The organism is Kitasatospora sp. NPDC023118 (assembly GCF_055560875.1).
On the sequence record NZ_JBVHHW010000030.1, the window covers coordinates 52693 to 73392 of the forward strand.

General features: G+C 74.2%; 17 protein-coding genes. 7 read left to right on the forward strand and 10 right to left on the reverse strand.

Translation table 11 applies throughout. From position 1 onward, the window contains the following. Positions 1-7: 7 nt before the first annotated feature. From ACZ3UD_RS30575 to ACZ3UD_RS30595, 5 genes are all read right to left on the reverse strand, one after another. Entirely contained in the window at positions 8-871 is an 864-nt protein-coding gene (locus ACZ3UD_RS30575) for a 5-oxoprolinase subunit C family protein (RefSeq protein ID WP_465594825.1), read from the reverse strand. Positions 872-919: 48 nt separating this feature from the next. After that, positions 920-1546, reverse strand: coding sequence for a 5-oxoprolinase subunit PxpB (gene pxpB, locus ACZ3UD_RS30580; protein ID WP_465594827.1), 627 nt, complete (start codon positions 1544-1546; stop codon positions 920-922). Continuing rightward, positions 1543-2319: a LamB/YcsF family protein gene (locus tag ACZ3UD_RS30585; protein WP_465594829.1), complete on the reverse strand. Its 777-nt coding sequence runs from the start codon at positions 2317-2319 to the stop codon at positions 1543-1545. Before ACZ3UD_RS30585 ends, pxpB begins: the two co-directional genes overlap by 4 nt. 142 nt (positions 2320-2461) lie before the next feature. Then, positions 2462-2986, reverse strand: a complete 525-nt coding sequence (locus ACZ3UD_RS30590; protein ID WP_465594832.1) for a hypothetical protein — start codon at positions 2984-2986, stop codon at positions 2462-2464. 198 nt (positions 2987-3184) lie between these two features. After that, positions 3185-4225, reverse strand: a complete 1041-nt coding sequence (locus ACZ3UD_RS30595; RefSeq protein ID WP_465594835.1) for an IPT/TIG domain-containing protein — start codon at positions 4223-4225, stop codon at positions 3185-3187. Positions 4226-4410: 185 nt separating this feature from the next. Here ACZ3UD_RS30595 and ACZ3UD_RS30600 point away from each other — a divergent pair, with 185 nt between their 5' ends. The 4 genes from ACZ3UD_RS30600 to ACZ3UD_RS30615 all read left to right on the forward strand — a co-directional run bounded on the left by ACZ3UD_RS30600 (position 4411) and on the right by ACZ3UD_RS30615 (position 12418). Further along, the gene (locus tag ACZ3UD_RS30600) at positions 4411-5967 is read left to right on the forward strand and encodes a hypothetical protein (RefSeq protein ID WP_465594838.1); all 1557 of its coding nucleotides are present in this window, start codon (positions 4411-4413) and stop codon (positions 5965-5967) included. Positions 5968-6128: 161 nt separating this feature from the next. Beyond that, positions 6129-7004, forward strand: coding sequence for a hypothetical protein (locus ACZ3UD_RS30605; RefSeq protein WP_387627527.1), 876 nt, complete (start codon positions 6129-6131; stop codon positions 7002-7004). A 43-nt stretch (positions 7005-7047) separates the two neighbouring features. Continuing rightward, positions 7048-11634 carry a hypothetical protein gene (locus ACZ3UD_RS30610; protein ID WP_465594841.1) on the forward strand — a complete coding sequence of 1529 codons (4587 nt, stop codon included), beginning with the start codon at positions 7048-7050 and terminating at the stop codon, positions 11632-11634. A 19-nt stretch (positions 11635-11653) separates the two neighbouring features. Then, positions 11654-12418: a metallophosphoesterase gene (locus tag ACZ3UD_RS30615; protein WP_465594844.1), complete on the forward strand. Its 765-nt coding sequence runs from the start codon at positions 11654-11656 to the stop codon at positions 12416-12418. Here ACZ3UD_RS30615 and ACZ3UD_RS30620 read toward each other — a convergent pair. The 3 genes from ACZ3UD_RS30620 to ACZ3UD_RS30630 form a co-directional block, all read right to left on the reverse strand. Beyond that, on the reverse strand, positions 12415-13329 hold the full coding sequence (locus ACZ3UD_RS30620) for a hypothetical protein (protein ID WP_465594846.1): 915 nt from the start codon (positions 13327-13329) through the stop codon (positions 12415-12417). The genes ACZ3UD_RS30615 and ACZ3UD_RS30620 overlap by 4 nt on opposite strands. Positions 13330-13377: 48 nt before the next feature. Next, positions 13378-13776, reverse strand: coding sequence for a hypothetical protein (locus ACZ3UD_RS30625; RefSeq protein WP_465594849.1), 399 nt, complete (start codon positions 13774-13776; stop codon positions 13378-13380). A 182-nt stretch (positions 13777-13958) separates the two neighbouring features. Next, complete coding sequence (locus ACZ3UD_RS30630; protein WP_465594852.1) at positions 13959-14654, reverse strand: FadR/GntR family transcriptional regulator; 696 nt, start codon at positions 14652-14654, stop codon at positions 13959-13961. 277 nt (positions 14655-14931) lie between these two features. On the opposite strand from ACZ3UD_RS30630, the gene ACZ3UD_RS30635 reads away from it, so the two are divergent. Beyond that, on the forward strand, positions 14932-15486 hold the full coding sequence (locus ACZ3UD_RS30635) for a gluconokinase (protein ID WP_465594855.1): 555 nt from the start codon (positions 14932-14934) through the stop codon (positions 15484-15486). Between the two features lie 73 nt (positions 15487-15559). Continuing rightward, a complete protein-coding gene (locus tag ACZ3UD_RS30640; protein ID WP_465594858.1) occupies positions 15560-16957 on the forward strand; it encodes a GntT/GntP/DsdX family permease in 1398 nt (465 codons plus the stop codon). Positions 16958-17019: 62 nt separating this feature from the next. Here ACZ3UD_RS30640 and ACZ3UD_RS30645 read toward each other — a convergent pair whose 3' ends face one another. Beyond that, positions 17020-17643, reverse strand: a complete 624-nt coding sequence (locus ACZ3UD_RS30645; protein WP_465594861.1) for a TetR/AcrR family transcriptional regulator — start codon at positions 17641-17643, stop codon at positions 17020-17022. A gap of 76 nt (positions 17644-17719) precedes the next feature. On the opposite strand from ACZ3UD_RS30645, the gene ACZ3UD_RS30650 reads away from it, so the two are divergent. Then, positions 17720-18949: a metal-dependent hydrolase family protein gene (locus ACZ3UD_RS30650; RefSeq protein WP_465594864.1), complete on the forward strand. Its 1230-nt coding sequence runs from the start codon at positions 17720-17722 to the stop codon at positions 18947-18949. Between the two features lie 102 nt (positions 18950-19051). On the opposite strand, the gene ACZ3UD_RS30655 is transcribed toward ACZ3UD_RS30650, so the two are convergent. Beyond that, on the reverse strand, positions 19052-20647 hold the full coding sequence (locus ACZ3UD_RS30655; protein ID WP_465594867.1) for a glycerol-3-phosphate dehydrogenase/oxidase: 1596 nt from the start codon (positions 20645-20647) through the stop codon (positions 19052-19054). Between the last annotated feature and the right edge of the window lie 53 nt (positions 20648-20700).

The window sequence follows — 20700 nt, forward strand, 5'->3', positions numbered from 1 at the left end:
CCCGCCCTCAGCGCTCCCGAAGCAGTACGAAGCGCACCGGCGTCCCGGGCTGGGCCTGGGCGGCCGCCGCCAGATCGGCGGCCGGCACGACGCCGATCACCGGATAGCCGCCGGTGGTCGGGTGGTCGGCCAGGAAGACCACCGGCTGCCCGTCTGGCGGGATCTGCACCGCTCCCAACACCATGCCCTCGCTGGGCAGTTCGACCTCCCGGTTGCGCTCCACGGCAGGCCCCTCGGTGCGCAGCCCGATCCGGTTGCTCGTGGCGGAGACCCGGTAGCCGTCCCGGGCCAGCCGGTCCACCGCTGAGGGCGCGAACCAGTCCGCGCGCGGGCCGAGTCGCAGCCGCAGTGCCAGTTCGGCCGGGGGAGCGGGCAGTGGCACCAGGTCGGCCCGGTCCCGGTACGGCGGCGGTGTGCCGACCGGTAGCCGGTCGCCCGCGACCAGTGGGGCAGGCCCGAGGCCGGAGAGCAGGTCGGCGGAGCGGCTGCCCAGCACCGGCGGGACGGCTATCCCGCCCGCCACCGCCAGGTAGCCGCGCACCCCGGCGGTCGCCGTGCCGACCTCGACCACCGCCCCGGCCGGCACCGCGACCGGCGCGCCCCAGGCGGCCGCCCGTCCGTCGACCGTCACCGGTGCGGGCGCGCCCGTGACGGCGACCAGCACCGGCCCGAGGGCGCGCAGCGCGACCCCGCCGAGCGTGGTCTCCAGCCCGGCCGCCGCCGGCCCGTTGCCGACCAGCCGGTTCGCCGCCCGCAGCGCCGGTTCGTCCAGCGCGCCCGCCCTGGGCACCCCGAGGTGGGCGACACCGCGCCGCCCGAGGTCCTGGACGGTGGTCAGCGGCCCGGGCCGCACCACCTGCAGTTCGCTCAACTCAGCCCGCTTCCAAGACTGTTGCCGGATCCGTTCCTAAGCCCGTTCCTAAGCCCGTTCCGCCGTGAACCGCACCCGCACCCCCGGCGCCAGCAGTGCCGCGGGCTCGCGGACCGGGTCCCAGAGCGCCAGCGCGGTGCGACCGATCAGCTGCCAGCCGCCGGGGGAGGGGCTCGGGTAGACGCCGGTGTACGGTCCGGCCAGGGCGACCGAGCCGGCCGGGACGGAACTGCGCGGGGTGTCCCGGCGGGGCACCCCGTACCGCTGCGGCAGCCCGGTGAGGTAGCCGAAGCCGGGTGCGAAGCCGCAGAAGGCGACCACGTACTCCGGTTCGGTGTGGATCCGCAGCGCCGCCTCCTCGGAGACCCCCCAGAGCGCGGCGACCTCGGCCAGGTCGGCGCCGTCGTAGACGGTCGGGACCTCTACCAAGGGCCCGCTCGCCGCGGCGGCCGCCCGTGGACGGGCGGTGCGCACCAGCGCTGCCACCGCCGGGACGTCCGCGACGCCGTCCAGCAGCACCGTGCGCGCGGCGGGCACCAGTTCCTCGACCTCGCCGAGTTCCCCGGCCTCCTGCCGCTCGCGCAGCCAGCCGTACAGCGCGGCGACCTCGGCCGTCCCCGGGAGTTCGACCAGCAGCGCCCGCTCGCCGACCCGCCGGACCGCGCCGACCGTCATGTGAACGCCTCCACCCGGACCCCGGCGGAGGCGAGGGCGCCGCGGATCCGCCAGGCGAGCTGGGCGGCGCCGGGGGTGTCGCCGTGGACGCACAGCGACCGGGCCTCGACGTCGATCCGCTCGCCGCCGACCGCCTCCACCGTGCCGTCCCGGGCGATGCCGACGGCGCGGGTGATCACCGATTCGGGGTCGTGCACCACCGCGTCGGGCTCGCGGCGCGGGACGAGGGTGCCGGCCCAGGTGTAGGCGCGGTCGGCGAAGGCCTCGCTGACCACCGGGAGTCCGACGCCGTCGGCGACGTCGAGCAGCCGGGAGCCGGGCAGTCCGAGGACGGGCAGCGGTCCGTCGCAGACCGCGCCCGCCCGCAGCACCCCGGCCACCACGGCCTCGGCCTGTTCGGAGTCGGCGACCACCCGGTTGTAGAGGGCGCCGTGCGGTTTGACGTACGAGACCCGTGAGCCGGCGGCGCGGGCGAAGACCTGGAGGGCGCCGATCTGGTAGGCGATCTCGTCGGCGAGCTCCTCCGGGGGGACGTCCATCGCGCGGCGGCCGAAGCCGGCCAGGTCGCGGTAGGAGACCTGGGCGCCGATCCGGACGCCGCGTTCGGCGGCCAGTGCGCAGACCCGGCGCATGGTCGACGGGTCCCCGGCGTGGAAGCCGCAGGCGACGTTGGCGCTGGTCACCACGGACAGCAGTGCCTCGTCGTCGGTCAGGCTCCAGCGCCCGAACCCCTCGCCGAGGTCCGCATTGAGATCGATCACCGCATCGGCCACGCCCGTCCGCCTCCCAGCAGCTGTTGAGCCAGATGGTAGGGCCTGCGGGTGAAGCCCGGTGTCCGTGACCCGGGCCCCCGGAGGGCCCACCGGCGCGCGGTCTCCGCTCGCGCGCCCCGGGGCGGTTCCGGGGGCGGCCGACTTAGCTCGCGGCCAGGCGTTCTTGGAAGGAACGTTCCAGCGGACGGAGGGACCGCAACACGATCAGCAGCGGAACGACGCCGAAGATTCCGAACGACATGTCGATAAACCGCCACGCCACCGGGATCCCGCGCAGCGGTCCGCAGATCAGTGCCAGGGGGATCACGGCACCGCAGGCGAGCATCGCCCAGCGGATCACCCAGATGTTGCGGACCGGGTCCTTGAGCGGCCCCCGGAAGGCGGCGGCGATCACCAGGTGGGCGAAGGCCAGCCAGTCGGTGCCGTACGCCAGGAAGGGGTAGCGCTCGTCGGTCTCGGTGATGCCCCGGTGGACCCGTTCGAACCAGGCGAGGGCGGCTGGGAAGTGGTCGGTCAGCGGAGCAGCCGGGCCGGAGGCGAAGTCGACCAGCCAACGGGTCTCGGTCTCCAGCGGGAAGGCGGTCAGGCCGCTGAGCACCAGGCAGGCCACGAAGAACCGGAGCCACCGTCGGGCCCGCCGCAGGATGACCGCAGGGTCGCCGTCCATCTCGCACACCTCCATGTCGGGCGTGCCTCCGCTGAGCACGCCGAAGGGCAGGCGGAGTCTTGTCCCACCTGCGCGGAACCGACTCTAGACCGATCTTTTGAACATGTTCAACATGGTTGGAGCGCGTCCCCCGACGCGCCCCCGGACGCACGGGTGCCCGGGCGCCGAAGCGGCACCCGGGCATCCGTGGAGCAGTGGTCAGGCCGTGTACGTGTACGTCACCGGCGCGCTGGTGCCGCCCGCCGTGGTGACCGTGACGTTCACCGGCCCCGGCCCGGCGGCCGCCGGAGCGGTGGCCGAGCAGAAGGACGGCCCGCAGGAGACGTGTGCGGCCGGCACCCCGCCGAAGGCGACCGAGCCGTACGTCAGGTTGCTGCCCTGCAGGTACACCGCGGTCCCGCCGGCCGCCGGCCCGCTGGTGATGGTCATGTTGCCGATCACCGGTGCGGGCGGGGGCGGGGGCGGGGCGCCGGTGTAGTCGAAGGCGACCGGCGCCGCCGCCGTGCCGCCCGGGGCCACCACGCTGACCGGCGCGCTGCCCGAGCCGCCGGGCGTGGTCACCGTGCAGTCGGTGTCGGTGCACGTGCCCGTCGCGGGGACGCCGCCGACCAGCACCATGCCGTGCGCCAGGTTGCTGCCGCTGACGGTCACCGTGGTGCCGCCCGCGCCGGGGCCGGTGGTGGTGTCCAGGCTGTCCACGGTCGGGGCGACCGGGACGACCGGCGTCGGCGTGCTGCCGTCGGCCGACACGATCGACACGTGGCCGGTCGGATCGGTGTCGTTCGGGTTGCTGACGGTCTCGACGATCCGGCCGGTCCGATCCCAGCTGGGGTCGGCGGACACGTTCATCTTCATGAACTCGTAGTGCCCGGGCTGCCGGGTGCCGATGAGGACGGCGTCCAGGTGCCGGCCGTCGGGCGAGACGCTCTCGCTGAAGGTGTAGTCGTACGGCGTGGAGTAGAACATCGCCAGGCCGGTGGTGAGACCCGGCGGAAGGTCGACGGTGATGTGGGTCGGCCCGGTGAGGTCCTGCGTGCCGGCGGAGGTCCAGCCGACCCCGAACTGGCCCGGCCCGGGCGGGGTGGTGCCTGGGAATTGGCCGTACACGGACGCGGTCACGTGCGGCCCTTGAACGGGCTGCGCGTCGGACGGGGAGGCCGACGCGGTGCCGGTGCCGGTGGCGAGAGCGGTCACGGTGAGCGCGGCGGCGAGGCCTGCTTTGACCAGTCGAGTGATCATGGTTCGATCATCATGGTTGCCGCGCGGCGCCTTCACGGCTTTCCCGAATATCGGTTCGGGAATGGCGGGATTCCGTCGAAGCCCCGTTCTGAATCGGCCCCTCGCACCGCCGCCCACCTGCCGTCGGGCCCGCCCGCAAGGTCCGTTTCGGTCGATGTCGGTGCGAACCTCTAATCTTGTCCACCGTGACCGCCATCGCTGACCTGCCCACCGAGCACGGCCTCCGGCCGCCCGCCGGGCCCGCCGCCCCCGCGCGGCCCGCGCCCGGCCCCGCCGCCGACGAAGGCCTGGCCCGCCGGCTCAAGGCACTGGCCTGCACCGCCCCGCTGCACGACCTGGACAACCGCAAGGTCAACCTGGCCGGCGAGTACGGCGGCTACGCGATGGCCGAGGTCGGCCTCGCCGCGATCGACCTGGTCACCCTGCACATGGACTTCGACACCGGAGCCGACCGCGAGATTGTGCTCGCCCGGCTGCTGCCCCGGGTCGCCGCCCAGGCCCCGACCCGTCGCGCCGCCGAGCACGAGCGGGTCGCCCGCTGGGTGCTGGAGTCGCTGATCAACGTCGGCAGCGTGGACCGCGGTTTCCGCGCCGTCTACGGCACCTTCGGCGCGGACGGCGAGTACGTCCGGCGCGACTACGACTTCAAGCTGATCGAGGAGGTCCCCGGCCCCGACGGGGGCGTCTACCTGCGCACCACCGACGAGGCCGTCAACGTCCTGGTCGGCGCGCTCGACACCGACGTCACCTCGGCCCAGATCGCCGCCGAGGTCAAGCTGGAGGTGCTGATCCGCCGCGGCCGGCTGGCCGACGCCCAGCTCGCCGCCGAGCAGGCCCGCTACCGCACCGTCCAGTACGCCGAGACACTGCGCCGCGCCCTCGACGCCACCCGCCGCAACGTCCGGGCCGTCGACTGGATGCGCGCCGTCCCGGACCTCATCGACGAGGCGCTGGACCACATCGCCGACCGCTACCGGCACGAGAACGCGATTCTCACCAACATCCGCAAGGCGCGCGACGAGGCCGAGCCTCACACTCCTGAAGGGGCGGAGCACAAGCGCCGCGCCGCCGAGCTGCTCGACATCGTCAAGGACTGCATCCGCCGCCACACGAAGCTGCAGACCCGCCTGCTGGAGGCCGGCCCGCTGTTCCGCGCCGAGCAGGACCGCCAGGCCTTCGCCACCCCCGGCGCCCGTAGCGGCATCGACCTGTACGGACAGCTGCTCGCCCCCGTGCTGCGGCTGCCGATAGAGCAGGCCGTCCGCCCCACCGGCGCCTTCTTCACCCGCGGCGCCGGACTGCGCACGCCCGTCTCCGTCCGGGTCGCCGACCTGGTCGACCTGCTGCTCACCCCGCCGGTCGAGCGCGAGCACCTCGGCGCCGAACTGCCAGACCCGGACCTGGTCGCCACCCCGGACGACAGCCGCTTCTCCGAGGCCCAGCTGGAATCCGCCCTGGAGCTGCTCGACCTGCCTCCGGACGCCCCCCGCCGGCTCTCCGGCCTGCTCGCCGACGCCCGCAAGCGGGACCCTGAACTCCCGTACCTGGTCGCTCTGTTGGCCGTGCACGCGGCCAGCCCGCCGGTCGGCACCGCCTACCGCCAGGGCGAGGAGCGGCTGCTGTTCGCCGTGGACGACGGCACCCCGCTGCGCGACCCGGAGTTCGGCGGCGCCGACCTGATCGTCGGCAGCGCCCTGCTCGACGCGGTCGGGATGGCGGCCGACCGCAAGGACGGCGGCTGACCGGCCGGGCAGCGGCCGTCCGGACGCCCGACCTACCGGGCATCGAGATTCCAGGCACCGACCTTCCAGGCACCGACCTTCCAGGCACCGACCTTCCAGGCACCGACCGTGACGCACCACCAGAACACCCGTAACAGCAGCAGCCCCGAGGAGCACCGCCCGTGACGACCCACCACGACACGTCCTGGGCGGCGGAGACCGAACCCGCGGCCCCCGCGCCGATCACCCCCGCCGACGTCGCCGACGCCGCCCGGCTGGTCTCCTTCGGCCTCCAGGCCAAGCTGCTCCCCGCCCGCGACGCCGAATACGCCGAACTCGTCCGCCGCCACCGCGAGGACCCGCCGTTCGCCCGCCTCGCCGACGCCATCGCCACCGGCATGGGCCTGGTCGTCCTGGAGGTCTCGCCGCGGGCCGGGATGGCCGTCGCCGCCGCCGAGGACTCGCTGTTCGCCGTCCGAATGGGCGACTACTCGCGCCGCGCCGCCTCCGAGTCCACCGACCGCTTCCTGCACGGCCTGGCCCACCTCGCCGTCGCCGCGATGGCCTTCCCCCGCCCCGAGGACCTCGCCGACGACGGTTACCTCGGCCGGATCACCGTCAACGGCGTCGATTCCTTCGTCCGCCAGGCCTGCCGCCGGCTGGAGGAGCAGGCCGACGCCGAGGGCGCCAACACCGACCCGGCCTCCGACGCCCCCGGCCTGGAGGCCGCCTGGCGGGTCTGGGCCCGGCGCACCGCCACCGGCGCCACCAAGGACGCCCGCCGCCTCTCCGGCTCCACCATCGGCATCGTCGCCAAGGCCGTCATGTTCCTGGTCGACTCCGGCTTCCTGCAGAAGGTCTCCGACGACTCCGGCGGCACCTACCGCACCACCGCCCGCTACCAGCTCCAGGTCCGCGACCTGGCCGGCAGCGCCGCGATGGCCGAACTGCTCGACCTCGGCATCGTCCCGGTCTCCGACGGCACCGCCAGTCTGCTGCCGCCGGACACCGGCGACGAGCTGGTCGCCGACGCTGGCCTGCCGTTCCACTCGCTCTGACAACCCCATAGACGCCCCACAGACGCACGGAGAACCGCCGCACATGTACGAGCTCAACCGGGTCCGCCTCTACTCGATCGGACCGGCCGGCGCCCGCTACGCCGACACGGTGCTCGACCTGCGCGGCGTCGGCGAGCCCGTCGCCGACCCGGCCCCGCAGCAGATCGGCCTGTTCGGCGAGGACACCGACGGCCCGGTCCGCCGCCCCGCCCCGGCCGGCGTGCTCTTCCTGGAGAACGGCGGCGGCAAGTCCGTCCTGCTCAAGCTGATCTTCTCGGTGATGCTCCCCGGCCACCGCAACACCCTCGGCGGGGCCAGCTCCGGCGTGCTGCGCAAGTTCCTGCTCGCCGACGACTGCGGCCACGTCGCCCTGGAGTGGCAGCACACCGTCACCGGCGAGCTGATCGTGGTCGGCAAGGTCAGCGAGTGGCGCGGCCGCCAGGTCTCCTCCGACCCGCGCAAGTTCGCCGAGACCTGGTACTCCTTCCGTCCCGGCCCCGGCCTCACCCTCGACTCGCTGCCGGTCGCCGAACGGGTCAGCCTGGCCGGCGACCAGAAGGCCCGCGGCCGCCGCCGCACCATGAAGGGCTTCCGCGACGCCCTCACCGAGGCCGGCAAGGCCCACCCCCACCTCGACCTGGTCTTCGAGGACGGCCACGACCGCTGGACCGAGCACCTCGGCGAACTCGGCCTCGACCCCGAACTCTTCCGCTACCAGCGCGAGATGAACGCCGACGAGGGCGAGGCGGCCGGCCTCTTCGCGGTCAAGCACGACAGCGACTTCACCGACCTGCTGCTGCGCGCCGTCACCGACACCCGGGACACCGACGGCCTCGCCGACCTCGTGCACGGCTTCGCCGCCAAGCTCGGCCGCCGCGCCGAACTCACCGCCGAACGCGACTTCACCGCCGGCTCGCTCGACCTGCTGGAACGCATCGTCGAGGCCACCACCGCCCGCGAGACCGTCCGCGAGGCCCACCGCACCGCCGAACGCCGCACCCGCCGCCTCGCCCACGCCCTCACCTCCCGCGCTGCCGCCGAACGCGACCGCGCCCAGGACCTCGCCATCGAGGTCGCCGCCGCCGCGAGCGCCGTCACCGCCGCCGAGGCCGACCGCACCCGGCACAGCCTGATCGCCGACGAACTCACCCACCGGCACGCCACGTTGAGCCTCGCCGCGGCCACCGCCGAGGCCGCCGCACTGCGCCGCGAACTCATCGACGCCCGCACCCTGCACTCCGCCTGGCAGGCCGCCGAAGCCGTACTGCGCCACCGCGCCGCCGCCGACCGGGTCGCCCGGGTGGCCGCCGCCATCCGCGAGGCCGAGCTGGACGCCGCCCCCGCGCTCGCCGCCCGCGCCGCCGCCGCCACCGCGCTCGCCCGCGCCCTGGAGGCCGCAGCCGCGGCCGCCGAGTCCCGCGCCGACACCGAGGAACAGCGCGCCGGCGAGCTCCAGGCGGACGGCGCCAGGGCGCAGTCCGACGCCACCGAGGCCGCCACCGCCGCCCAGAAGGCCCGCAGCGAGGCCGAGCACCTGCGCCAGCGCCTCGCCGAGGTCGAGCAGGAGACCGCCGCCGCCGTCGAGGCCGGCTTCATCGACGCCGACGGCGACGTGGACCCGGCCCGCGCCGCACTGCACGCCGCCGACGTCGAGAAGGCCGCCGCCGCTGCCCTCGCCCAGGCTCGCACCGCCGCCGAGGCCTCCGCCGCCCGGCTGCGCGAGGCCGCCGCGGCCACCTCGCGCGCCGAACTCGCCGCCGAGCGGGCCGGCGACGCCCGCAAGGGCGCCGCCCGGGCCCTGGCCGCCGAGCAGCGCACCGCAGCCCTGCTCGCCACCGAGCAGCGGCTCGCCGACCTGCTCTCCCTCACCCCCGCACCTACCGATTGGAGCGAAGACGGGTCAGGCGCCGCGGAGGACGCCGGCTTCCTCACCCCCGCCGTGCTCGACCGCAACGCCGAGTACCTGCGCGAACTCCTCGACGAGGCCATCGCCACCGCCGAGCGCACCCTGTTCGACCTGCGCACCGCCGCCGCCGACGACTCCCGTATCCTCGCCGCGCTCGGCGACGGCGGCCTGCTGCCGCCCGGCCCCGACGTGCTGGCCACCGTCGAGTACCTCGCCGAGCACGGCATCCCGGCCCTGCCCGGCTGGCGCTACCTCGCCCAGTCCGTCGACCCGGCCGACCACGAGGCGATCCTCGCCGCCCGCCCCGAACTGGTCGACGGCGTCGTGGTCACCGACCCGTCCTCGCTGGAGCGCGCCCGCGAGGCCCTGCAGGCCGCCGCCCTGCTGCCGCGCTCCACCGTGGCCGTGGGCGCCGCCGCCTCGCTGATCGCCCCGATCACCGACGAACCCGCGTTCTTCCTGGTGCCGCCGAACCCGGCCATGCACGACGAGTCCGCCGCGGATGGCGAGCGCCGCGAACTGCGGGCCCGCGCCAGTGCCCGCGAGGAGCACATCCGCGAACTCGCCGGCCGCCTCGGCGCCGACCGCGCCCTCGCCGCCCGCCTCGCCTCCTGGCACGCCAGCTGCCCGCCCGGCACCCTCGCCGAACTCGCCGCCGCCGCCGAGGCCGCCCGCGAGCACGCCGAGCAGTCCGCCGCCGCGCTGGCCACCCTGCGCGCCGACCACGACGAGGCCGAGACCGACCACGCCACCGCCGCTTCCGCGTACGAGGAGCACCGCGAGGCCGCCCAGCGCGCCCGCCGCCGCGCCGACGCCCTCTCCGGCCTCGCCTTCCGACTGCGCGAACGCGCCAACTGGAGCCGCCGCCAGCGCGAGTTGGGCGAGGACGCCGCCGAGTGCGACCGCCGCCAGGCCGTCTGCGCCGAACGCGCCCGCACCTGCGACGAGGACCGCCGCGCCGCCCAGCGCGCCGCCGACGACGCCCGCCGCACCGGCCGCGCGCTGCGCGCCGAACGCGCCGAGATCCCCGCCGCCGAGCAGTGCGACGAGCCCGCCGAGCAGACCGCCTCCGCCGCACTGCCCGCCCTGCGCGAGGCCTACCGGGCCGCCTCCCAGCTCTACGAGAAGGTCGGCGTCGGCGCCGACCTGCGCGCCGAGCAGGCCCGCGCCGAGGGCGACGAGGCCGGCGCCGCGGCCGAACTCGACCGCCTCACCAACAAGGTCCGCACCCGCGCGGAGGAACTGCTCGGCAGCCCCGACGGCGCCGACGGCCCGGCCCGCCAGGCCGCCGCCGCCCGCGCCGAGGAGCTGGTCGCCACCATCGAGGCCCGCTCCGCCGCCGCCAGCGAGCAGCTCGGCCGCCTGCGCGGCGAGGTCGAACGCTCCGCCCCCGCCGACGGCGAGGCGCACACCGAGCTGCCCGAGGACCTCGTCCCCACCGACCCCGAGCACGCCCAGACCCTGCTGCGTACCGCCACCAGCCGGCTCGCCGAGTGCCGCGAGGCCGTGGACGCCGCCCGCACCGCACACGCCGACCTCCAGCGCACCTACGACACCGCCCAGTCCGCCGCCGCCGACTTCGACGAACTGGCCGGCCAGCTGCGCGACGGCCTGCGCGACCACCAGGACGACGCGGACGACCCGGCCGAGCCGTACCTCGGCTCCCTGGCCGAGGCCCGGACCACCTCCACCGAGGCCCGCCGCACCCTCCGTACCGCGGCCGGCGAGCTCTCCTCCGCCGAACTCGCCGTCCGCGACGCCTCCGACGCGCTGGTCCGGCACGCCAACGCCGCCCGCTACGAGGCCGTCCGCACCCCCGCCCGCCAGCAGATCCGCGAACTGCCCGCCTCCGCGCTGCCCGAGCACGCCGCCGCCTGGGCCGCCGCCTTCGCCCCCCGGCTCCGGGTGCTCACCGACGAGCTCGCCCAGCTGGAGAAGAACCGCGGCTCGATCGTGGACCGGCTGCGCGGCCTGGTCGAGTCCTCGCTCACCACCCTGCGCGCCGCCCAGCGGCTGTCCCGGCTGCCCGAGGGCCTGGGGGAGTGGTCCGGCCAGGAGTTCCTGCGGATCCGCTTCGAGGACCCGGACCACGCCACCCTGGTCGAGCGCCTCGGCGAGGTCATCGACGAGGCCACCCGTGCTGCCGTCAAGAAGAACAGCGACCTGCGCCGTGACGGCATGTCCCTGCTGCTGCGCGGCGTGGCCGCCGCCATCGGCCCCAAGGGCGTCAGCGTCGAGATCCTCAAGCCCGACGCGGTGCTGCGCGCCGAGCGGGTTGGTGTCGGCCAGATGTCCGACGTCTTCTCCGGCGGCCAGCTGCTCACCGCCGCCATCGCGCTCTACTGCACGATGGCCGCGCTGCGCGCCAACGACCGCGGCCAGTCCCAGCTGCGCCACGCGGGCACGCTGTTCCTGGACAACCCGATCGGCCGCGCCAACGCCACCTATCTGCTGGAGCTCCAGCGGGCCGTGGCCGACGCGCTCGGCGTCCAGCTCATCTACACCACCGGCCTGTTCGACACCACGGCGCTCGCCGAGTTCCCGCTGGTGATCCGCCTGCGCAACGACGCCGACCTGCGGGCCGGCCTCAAGTACATCTCGGTGGAGGAGCACCTGCGCCCCGGCCTGCCGGCCCAGCCGGACCCGGACGGCCCGACCATCCACGGCGAGATCACCGCCACCCGGATGTTCAAGCGCCCCGCGGAGGTTCCCGCACAGTCCTGAACTGACTAGCGTGATCACCATGCTGACGATCGCGCACCTCAGTGACATCCACCTCGGCCAGGACCACCGCCGGGACCGCGGCAAGCGGGCCCGGCGGCGGGCCGAGCAGGTGATGGCGTACCTCAACTCCCTTCCCGGCCCGCTGGACGCGGTGCTGGTCACCGGCGACCTCGCCGACAACGGCCTGCCCGCCGAGTACGAACAGGTGGCCAAGGTGCTGACCTCCCGGCACCCGGTGCTCACCTGCCCGGGCAACCACGACACTCGCGCGCCGTACCGGGAGGTGCTGCTCGGCGAGGCGCCGGGGGACGAGCCGGTGAACCGGCAGCACCGACTGCCCGGCGCCGACGTGCTGATGCTCGACTCGTCCATCCCCGGGCAGCACGACGGCCTGCTGACGAACGAGACGCTGGACTGGCTGGACGCCGAACTCACCAACGGGCGCACCGAGTTGCCCGCCCTGGTGGCCTTCCACCACCCGCCGGTCGAACTGCACATACCGTACGTCGACGGGATCCGCCAGTTCGGCGAGGAGCGCCTGGCGCGGGTGCTGAGCGGCCACCCCCGGGTCGCCGCCCTGCTCTGCGGCCACTCCCACACCCCCGCCGCGACCACCTTCGCCGGACTGCCGGTGCTGGTCGCGCCCGGCGTGGTCTCCACCACCACGCTGCCCTGCGAGGGCGGGCGCGGCATTTCCTTCGACCACCCGCCGATGCTCGCCTTCCACGTCCTGGACGGCGAAGGTCGGCTCACCACCCACTACCGGGTCGTCCCGCTGGACTAGCTGTCCTTCAACCGGCGCAGGATCGCCATGAGTTCGGCGGGCGGCGCGATGGAGAAGGAGCGCTGCGCCTCGTCGATCTGCGTCAGGTTGGTCACCGTGCCCTGGTGCCACCAGTAGAGCCGGGGCGAGAGCGGCCCCGGGTTCTCCGAGTGGACGCGCAGCGCGATCGAGGCCAAGTCGTTCACGGCGCCGGCCACTTGCGGCTCGGCCAGCGGGTGGAAGAACAGGTAGTCCCGGCTGGGCGCGGTGAACAGGGCGCCGTCCTGCGGGAGTTCGCGTCCGGTCAGCGCGCGGGCCAGCTCGTCCAGCACCAGCGCCTTGCTGGCCGTGAACATCGAGTCGCCGGTCACCGCGTACAGGGTCGAGCCCTCGGTCGGGCCCTCCAGGACGTCGAACTCCACCGGATCGGCGATCAGGTTGGCCCGCCCGGCGGCCCGCAGCCGCTCCAGTCCGACCTCGGCGACGAAGCGGTCGTCCAGCGTCCGCACGGTGTCGGGCAGGTCGAGGCAGAGCGCCTCCACCAGGCCGGTCGCGACCGGCCGGAGGTAGCTGAAGGAGGGCGCCATCTCGGCCGGGATCGCGTCGTCGGCGATCAGCCGGAGGTAGGCGCAGCGGAGGACGTCGTCCTGGCCCTGCGGGGTGGACTCGCCGGCGCCGGCCAGGGCGCGGAAGTGGCGCTCCACCAGCTGGGGCCACTCGCCCGGATCGGCGCGGCGGCAGAACTCCGCGAGGTTGTACAGGTTGCTGGTGCCCTCGGCCCGCTGGACGGACTGGCCGGTGACGGTCGCCCGCACACCGATGCCCGCGTGGTACTGCCGGACCAGCTCGCGCAGGTGGTCGGCCTGGTCGGTCGTCAGGGCGGTGAGGTCGGGGTCGTACTGGGGTGTTGTCTTGGAACGGAAGAACTTCATGCGCCCGACTCTAGGGGAGCGCCCTGACGCCGGGTCGGGTGCCGTCGGCTACGCGGTCGGCACCCGGCGCTGGGGCGGCTGCTGCGGCGGGAGCGGGCGCTGGGGCGGGTACGGCTGCGGCGGCGCGCCGCCGGGGCGGGGGAGCGGCCGGGCGGCCAGCGGCTCGGGGGCCACCCGGCTGCCCGCCATCGGGTACGCGGAGTTCGGCCCGTGCATCCGCTGGGCGGCGACCTGGCGGGAGATCAGGATCTCCAGCAGGCACCACATCGTGCCGAACACCCCGAGCCCCATCGCCATCAGCGCGGGCGTCATCAGCCAACTGCCCGCGTACGAGGCCAAGGTCGCGACCACCACGCCCACCAGGGTGAAGGCCAGGCAGAGCACCGCCCGGACTGCGGCGGCGCGCACCTCGTCGGGCAGGCGGCGACGGCGGCGTGGCACGGACATCGGGCGACCCCCAGGCGCGAATTCGATGGCGGACACGGAACGGGCGCACACAAAAAACGCCCCCTTGCCTCACTCTGCCCCACCGAACCAGGACTATGCGTTCGAATCCACCGAACTGCCGACAAATCGTGCCATCCGGGCATGCGGCAGCGTCCCGTCGGCGCACGCGCCGGGTAAGGCGCTCAGCCCAACTGCTGGTTGAGCTCCTCCAGAGCGCCCGTCACGATCGTCCGCATCGCCGCCTCGGCGTGGGCGGCGTCCCCCGCGCAGATCGCCTCCGCGACCTCGCGGTGCAACCGGATCGCGTACGGTTCCGGCTGATGGGGCATCAGATGATACTCGGTCCGCCCGGTGAGCACCGCCCCCACGGTGTCCCCGAGGTGGGCGAACATCTCGTTGCCGGACGCGCGCAGCACCACGGAGTGGAAGGCGATGTCGTGCCCGAGGAAGGTGGTCAGGTCGGCGGCCCGCGCGGTGACCGTCAACTCCACGGCCAGCGAGCTGAGTTCGCGCCGGTCGTCGTCGGTGGCGTGGACGGCGGCGAGCGCGGCCGCGGCGGGCTCGACGGCCACCCGCAGTGAGCCGAGCGAGCGCAGCTGGGCCGAGCGGTCCGAGCCGGCCAGCCGCCAGCGGATCACCATCGGGTCGAACACGTCCCAGAGCGACTTGGGCTGCACGGTGATCCCGACCCGCCGCCGGGAGGCCACCAGGCGCATCCCCTCCAGGACCCGCACCGCCTCCCGGACCACCGTCCGGGACACCCCGAACCGCTCCTCCAGCTCCTCCCCGCGCAGCACCGCGCCCTCGGGAATCTCCCCCGACGCGATCGCCGGCCCGAGCTCGGCAAGTAGCCGACCGGGCAGCCCCTGGATCTCCATCCGCCCAGCGTAGACGCCCACCGCCCCGAGCCCCCACGGCACCCTCCGGCGCGCGCGTGACTCGCCTCACCCACCCGTCGAGCCCCCGACCCCCACCTCGGCCACCGTCCGGCCCCGCCACCCCCACCCGGGCCCGCCCACCCCCGGCGCCGCGGGCGCCCCCGCTTCCCCGGCCCCACCCCCAGCGAAGTAAAAGTATGACGATTTGGTTTCTGGCGCTTGAATACGTCATATCTTTGAAGCGATAGTGGCGGCCTGCAACGAAGGAGCACCACCCATGGCTCTCAGCGTCGAGAACCACGACCACCCGGTCGCACCCCTCACCGTCGTGGTGATGGGTGTCTCCGGCGTCGGCAAGACGACCCTGGCCCGCCTCCTGGCCGACCGCCTCGATCTCCCCTTCGCCGAGGCGGACGACTTCCACCCGCCGGCGAACATCGCCAAGATGTCCGTCGGCATCCCGCTGGACGACCGGGACCGCGAGCCCTGGCTGCGCGCCATCGGAGTCTGGCTCAAGGAGCGCACCGAGGCCGGCACCGGCGGCGTGGTCACCTGCTCGGCGCTGAAGCACGGCTACCGCGACATCCTGCGCGTGGACGCCCCGGATGCCTTCTTCCTGCACCTCAGCGGCGGTCACGAGCTGGTCGAGGACCGGCTCTCCCACCGCACCGGCCACTTCATGCCGGCGTCGCTGCTCGGCTCCCAGTACGCCGCCCTGGAACCCCTGGGCGCGGACGAGCGCGGCGCCGTCCTGGACGTGGGCCCGTCCCCCGAAGAACTCGTCGAGAAGGCCGTGGTGCTGCTGCGGCCCGTCAATGGAGACCTCACGTGAGCGAGCGAAGCGAGCGAGCCAGTACAAGGCGCGTACGGGCGAATGCCCCGGCCGAGCGAAGCGAGGCGGGCGCGTGAGTAATGCCCCCACCCTCCTCCTGGCGGCCGCCCCACCGGCCCTGCCGCACACCGGCAGCAACTCCCAGCTGCTGATCGCGGTGCTGATCAGCATCGGCGCGATCGTGCTGGCGATCACCAAGCTGAAGCTGCACCCGTTCCTCGCCCTCACGATCGGCTCCGGCCTGCTGGCCGCCATCGCGGGCGCGCCCTTCGACAAGCTGCTGAACAGCTTCTCGACGGGCTTCGGCTCCACCGTGGCCGGCGTCGGTCTGCTGATCGGCCTGGGCGCGATGCTCGGCAAGCTGCTCGCGGACTCGGGCGGCGCCAACATCATCGCGGACACCGTGCTGTCCCGGACCGGCAACAAGGCGCTGCCCTGGGCGATGGCGCTGATCGCCGCGGTGCTCGGCCTGCCGCTGTTCTTCGAGGTCGGCGTCGTCCTGCTGATCCCGATCGTGCTGCTGGTCGCCCGCCGCGGCAACGTGCCGCTGATGCGGGTCGGCATTCCGGCCCTGGCCGGTCTGTCGGTGCTGCACGGCCTCGTTCCCCCACACCCGGGCCCGCTGGTGGCCATCGACGCGCTGAAGGCCGACCTCGGCATCACCCTGGCGCTCGGTCTGCTGATCGCGATCCCGACCCTGATCATCGCCGGTCCGCTGTTCGCCCGGGTGGCGGAGCGCTGGGTGGGCCCCCTGGAGATCCCGACCGCCATCGCGCCCGAGCAGACGGTCAAGCGCGAGCGCACCCCGTCCTTCGGCGCGGTGCTGGCGACCATCCTGCTGCCGGTCGTGCTGATGCTCGGCAAGGCCCTGGCCGACGTGGTGATCGACGACCCGAAGGCGATGGGCCAGCGGGTGTTCGACTTCATCGGCTCCCCGCTGATCGCGCTGCTCGCCGCGACCCTGCTCGCCATGCTGACCCTCGGCAAGGCGGCCGGTTTCGACAAGGCCCGGATCTCCGACACCGTCGGCAAGTCGCTCGGCCCGATCGCGGGCATCGTCTTCATCGTCGGCGCGGGCGGCGGCTTCAAGCAGACCCTGATCGACGTGGGCGTCGGCGACATGGTCAGTCACTGGTCGAGCCAGTGGCACATCTCGGCGCTGCTGCTGGGCTGGCTGATCGCGGTGCTGATCCGCCTGGCCACCGGCTCGGCGACGGTCGCCACCATCACCGCGGCCGGCATCGTCTCCCCGCTCGCCGCCAACATGTCCTCGACCCACTCGGCCCTGCTGGTGCTCGCGGTCGGCGCCGGTTCGCTGTTCCTCTCGCACGTCAACGACGCCGGCTTCTGGCTGGTGAAGGAGTACTTCGGGATGAGCGTCGGGCAGACGCTGAAGTCCTGGTCGGTGATGGAGACGGTGATCTCGGTGGTCGCGATCGCCCTGATCATGCCGCTGAGCCTGATCATCTAGCCCACGAGACGCGCACGAGGGCGGCACCCGTACGGTACGGGTGCCGCCCCTTCGGCGTTCCGTCAGCGCCCCAGCAGCCCCGACAGCACCGCCGCCGTCGCCGCCATCAGATCCTCGGCCACCGCGCCGCCCGCCGCCGTACGGGCCAGCAGGCCTTCGCGCGCCGCCAGGATCACCGCCGCCGCCTGCCGGGCACTGGCCCCCGGGGGTACCAGCTCGGGCAGTGCCCGCTCCAGGACGTCCGCCGCCGCCCGCGCCAGCGTCCGGTCGTGTGCGGCGACCTGCTCGGCCAGCGCCTCGGACCGGGCCGCGACCAGCCGGAACTCCAGGAACAGCAGGATCCACCCGGTCTCCGCGGGCTCGACCCGCAGTAGCGCCTCGACCAGCAGCCGGGCCCGCTCCTGCGGCGCCAGCGCCTCGCAGGCGGCGGCCAGTTTCTCCAGCTCCGTCATCCGCGCGGCCGCCTGTTCGTCGAAGAGCGCCAGCAGCAGGTCCTCCTTGCCGGTGAAGTTCGAGTAGAAGGCCCCGCGGGTGTAGCCGGCCGCGGCGCAGACGTCCTCGATGCTGGTGCGCCCGAAGCCGACGGTGAGGAAGAGCTCGCTCGCCGCGGCGAGCAACCGGGCCCGGGTGTGGACGCGGCGGCGGGGCGGTCGGGGAGCGGCGGTCTCGGCCGGGGGTGGGTTCACAGGTGAACGATACATGGTGTATTCAGTACGAGTCGTATTCAATACGGCCCGTACTGAACTGGAGGGGACGACCGCCATGACCCAACCGACCCGGCTGCTGATCACCAACGCCCACCTGCTCCACCCCGAGGACGGCACCCGCACCGACCTGGGCTGGATCGAGACCGCCGACGGCCGGATCGCCGCCACCGGCACCGGCCGTCCGCCCGCCGCCGCCGAAGGCGTCCGGGTCCTGGACGCCGCGGGCGCCACCGTCCTGCCCGGCCTGATCGACGCCCACGTCCACCTGCTGGTCACGACCCTCGACCTCGCCGCGGTGGCGAACTGGACCCCCGGTTACCTCACCGTCCGGGCGCTGGCCGAGGCCGAGCGGATGCTGCGCCGCGGTTTCACCACCGTCCGCGACGTGGGCGGCGCCGACCACGGTATGGCCCGGGCCCTGGACGAGGGCTTCGCGCTCGGTCCGCGGCTGATTTTCGGTGGCAAGGCGCTCTCCCAGACCGGCGGCCACGGTGACCTGCGCCCGCTCGGGGACGACTCGGTGCCCTGCTGCGAGTCCCGCCCCGACTTCGGCCGGATCGCCGACGGCGTGGACGCCGTCCGCGCCGCCGCCCGGGACGAGTTCCGCAAGGGTGCCGCCCATCTGAAGGTCCTGCTCTCCGGTGGCGTCGCCTCCCCGCACGACGAGATCGCCGCCGTCCAGTACAGCGAGGAGGAGATCCGGGCGGCCGTCGAGGAGGCGGAGAACCACAACCGCTACGTGACCGTGCACGCCTACCACCCGCGCGCGATCGACCGCGCGCTGCGGGCCGGGGTGCGCTGCGTCGAGCACGGCAACCTGCTGGACGACGCCAACATCGGGCTGCTGCTGGAGAAGGACGCGTTCCTGGTGCCCACGCTGGTCGCGTACGCGCAGACGGCCAGGCTCGGCGCCGGCTCCGGCCTGCCGCCGGCCTCCCTGGGCAAGTTGGCCGAGGTCCGCGACCAGGGCCTGGCCGCCCTGGAGCGCGCCCACCGCGCGGGCGTCAACCTGGTGTACGGCAGCGACCTGCTCGGCCCGCTGCACCCGGCGCAGCTGGAGGAGTTCACGCTCCGCGCCGAGGTCCAGCCGCCCGCCGACGTACTCCGCTCGGCCACCACGACGGCGGCCCGGCTGCTCGGCATGGCGGGGGAGATCGGCACCCTGGCCCCGGGCGCCCACGCCGACCTCCTCATCGTCGACGGCGACCCCCTGGACGACCTCACCGTCCTCACCCGCCCCGACCGCCACCTGAAGCACGTCATCAAGGCGGGCGCCGTCGTTTAACGACGACGGGCGGGCGCTCGGAACCCCGAACGCCCGCCCGTTACAAGCGAGTTGCTTGCCAGACCTTGCGCTTACCCACCCGCGCGCTTCGCCAGGCCGTGCTTACTTGGTCCCACGCTTCGCGAGGAAGGCCTCGACCTCGGCCCGGATCTCCGGCGTGTCCAGCCCGCGCACCGTCATGGTGGTACGGCGACGCAGCACGTCGTCCGCCGTGTACGCCCACTCGCTGTCGGCCGCGTACGCGACCTGCGCCCAGACGTCCGGTCCGTCCTCGTGGATCGGCCGGCCGAGCTCCGGGTTCTCGTCGATCATGCGGGCGATCTCGAAGGAGAGGGTGCCGTAGTGGCTGGCCAGGTGCTTGGCCACCAGCGGCTCCATCCGCGAGCCCGGCTCACGGTCGATCAGCAGGCGGTGGGCCACCGCGTTCGGCGCGCCGACGCCCGGCAGCGGCACGGTCGGGGCGATCGGGGACATGTCCTCGGCGAGGCTGGTGCCGGGCACGTGGGCCAGCTTCTCCAGCACGGTGCGGCCGATGTGACGGTAGGTGGTCCACTTGCCGCCGGAGACCGACAGCATGCCGCCGCGGCCCTCGGTGACGACCGTCTCGCGCTTGGCGGCGGCGGTGTCGCCCGGGCCGCCCGGCAGCACGCGCAGGCCGGCGAAGGCGTAGGTGATCAGGTCGCGGTCGAGGTGCTCGTCGCGGATCGCGTGCGCGGCCTCGCCCATGATCTGGTCGATGTCCGCGTCGGTGGCCCGGACGTCCTTCGGGTCGCCGGTGTACTCCTCGTCGGTGGTGCCGAGCAGGACGTGGTCCTCCCACGGGATGGCGAAGGAGACGCGGTACTTGTCGATCGGGATGGTCAGCGCGGCGCGCCACGGGGAACGGCGCTTGACCACGACGTGCGCGCCCTTGGAGAGGCGGATCGACGGCGCGGCGCCGGCGTCCTCCATGGTGCGCAGGTGGTCCACCCACGGGCCGGTGGCGTTGAGCACCAGGCGGGCGTTGACGCCGAACTCGTTGCCGTCCAGACGGTCGCGCACCTCGGCGCCGGTGACCCGGCCGGCGGTGAAGCGCAGCCCGGTGACCTCGGCGTGGTTGAGCACCACGGCGCCGGCGTCGACCGCGGCGCGCACGGTCATCACCGCGACGCGCGAGTCGTTCATCTGGTGGTCGCCGTAGACGGCCACCGAGCGCAGGCCCTCGGTGCGCAGCGCGGGCACCTGCTGGGCGGCGTGGGCGGCGGTGGAGACCCGGCCCATGCCGTCGCGGAAGGCGGACAGCGCCGAGTACAGGAACACGCCGGCGCCGAGCTTGGCCGCGCCGTGCGGGCCGCCCTTGTAGACCGGCACGAAGAAGGTCAGCGGGTTGACCAGGTGCGGGGCCACGTCGGTGGAGAGCGCGCGGCGCTCCTTGTGGTTCTCCGCCACCAGCTTGACCGCGCCGGTCTGCAGGTAGCGCAGACCGCCGTGGACGAGCTTGGACGACGCGCTGGACGTGGCGCCGGCGAAGTCGCCGGCGTCGACCATGGCGACCTTCAGGCCGGCCTGGGACGCGGTCCAGGCGACGGCCGTGCCGAGGATGCCGCCCCCGATCACCAGCAGGTCGTAGGTGGCCTTGCCGAGCAGCTCGCGGGTCTCGGCGCGGGAGGCGGTGCGGCCGGCGGTGCGCTCGGCGCCCAGGGTCGGGATGGTTGCCATGGTGGTTGTGTACGGCGCGCTGGTCGGGCGGCGCCGTTACTCCTCTCGTGTGC

Bases quoted from the DNA above. Each gene is read 5' to 3' on its own strand.
- ACZ3UD_RS30595 (WP_465594835.1), bottom strand. From the start codon at position 4,225: ATGATCACTCGACTGGTCAAAGCAGGCCTCGCCGCCGCGCTCACCGTG.
- pxpB (WP_465594827.1), bottom strand. From the start codon at position 1,546: ATGACGGTCGGCGCGGTCCGGCGGGTCGGCGAGCGGGCGCTGCTGGTC.
- ACZ3UD_RS30655 (WP_465594867.1), bottom strand. From the start codon at position 20,647: ATGGCAACCATCCCGACCCTGGGCGCCGAGCGCACCGCCGGCCGCACC.
- ACZ3UD_RS30610 (WP_465594841.1), top strand. From the start codon at position 7,048: ATGTACGAGCTCAACCGGGTCCGCCTCTACTCGATCGGACCGGCCGGC.
- ACZ3UD_RS30650 (WP_465594864.1), top strand. From the start codon at position 17,720: ATGACCCAACCGACCCGGCTGCTGATCACCAACGCCCACCTGCTCCAC.
- ACZ3UD_RS30630 (WP_465594852.1), bottom strand. From the start codon at position 14,654: ATGGAGATCCAGGGGCTGCCCGGTCGGCTACTTGCCGAGCTCGGGCCG.
- ACZ3UD_RS30590 (WP_465594832.1), bottom strand. From the start codon at position 2,986: ATGGACGGCGACCCTGCGGTCATCCTGCGGCGGGCCCGACGGTGGCTC.
- ACZ3UD_RS30635 (WP_465594855.1), top strand. From the start codon at position 14,932: ATGGCTCTCAGCGTCGAGAACCACGACCACCCGGTCGCACCCCTCACC.
- ACZ3UD_RS30615 (WP_465594844.1), top strand. From the start codon at position 11,654: ATGCTGACGATCGCGCACCTCAGTGACATCCACCTCGGCCAGGACCAC.
- ACZ3UD_RS30625 (WP_465594849.1), bottom strand. From the start codon at position 13,776: ATGTCCGTGCCACGCCGCCGTCGCCGCCTGCCCGACGAGGTGCGCGCC.
- ACZ3UD_RS30620 (WP_465594846.1), bottom strand. From the start codon at position 13,329: ATGAAGTTCTTCCGTTCCAAGACAACACCCCAGTACGACCCCGACCTC.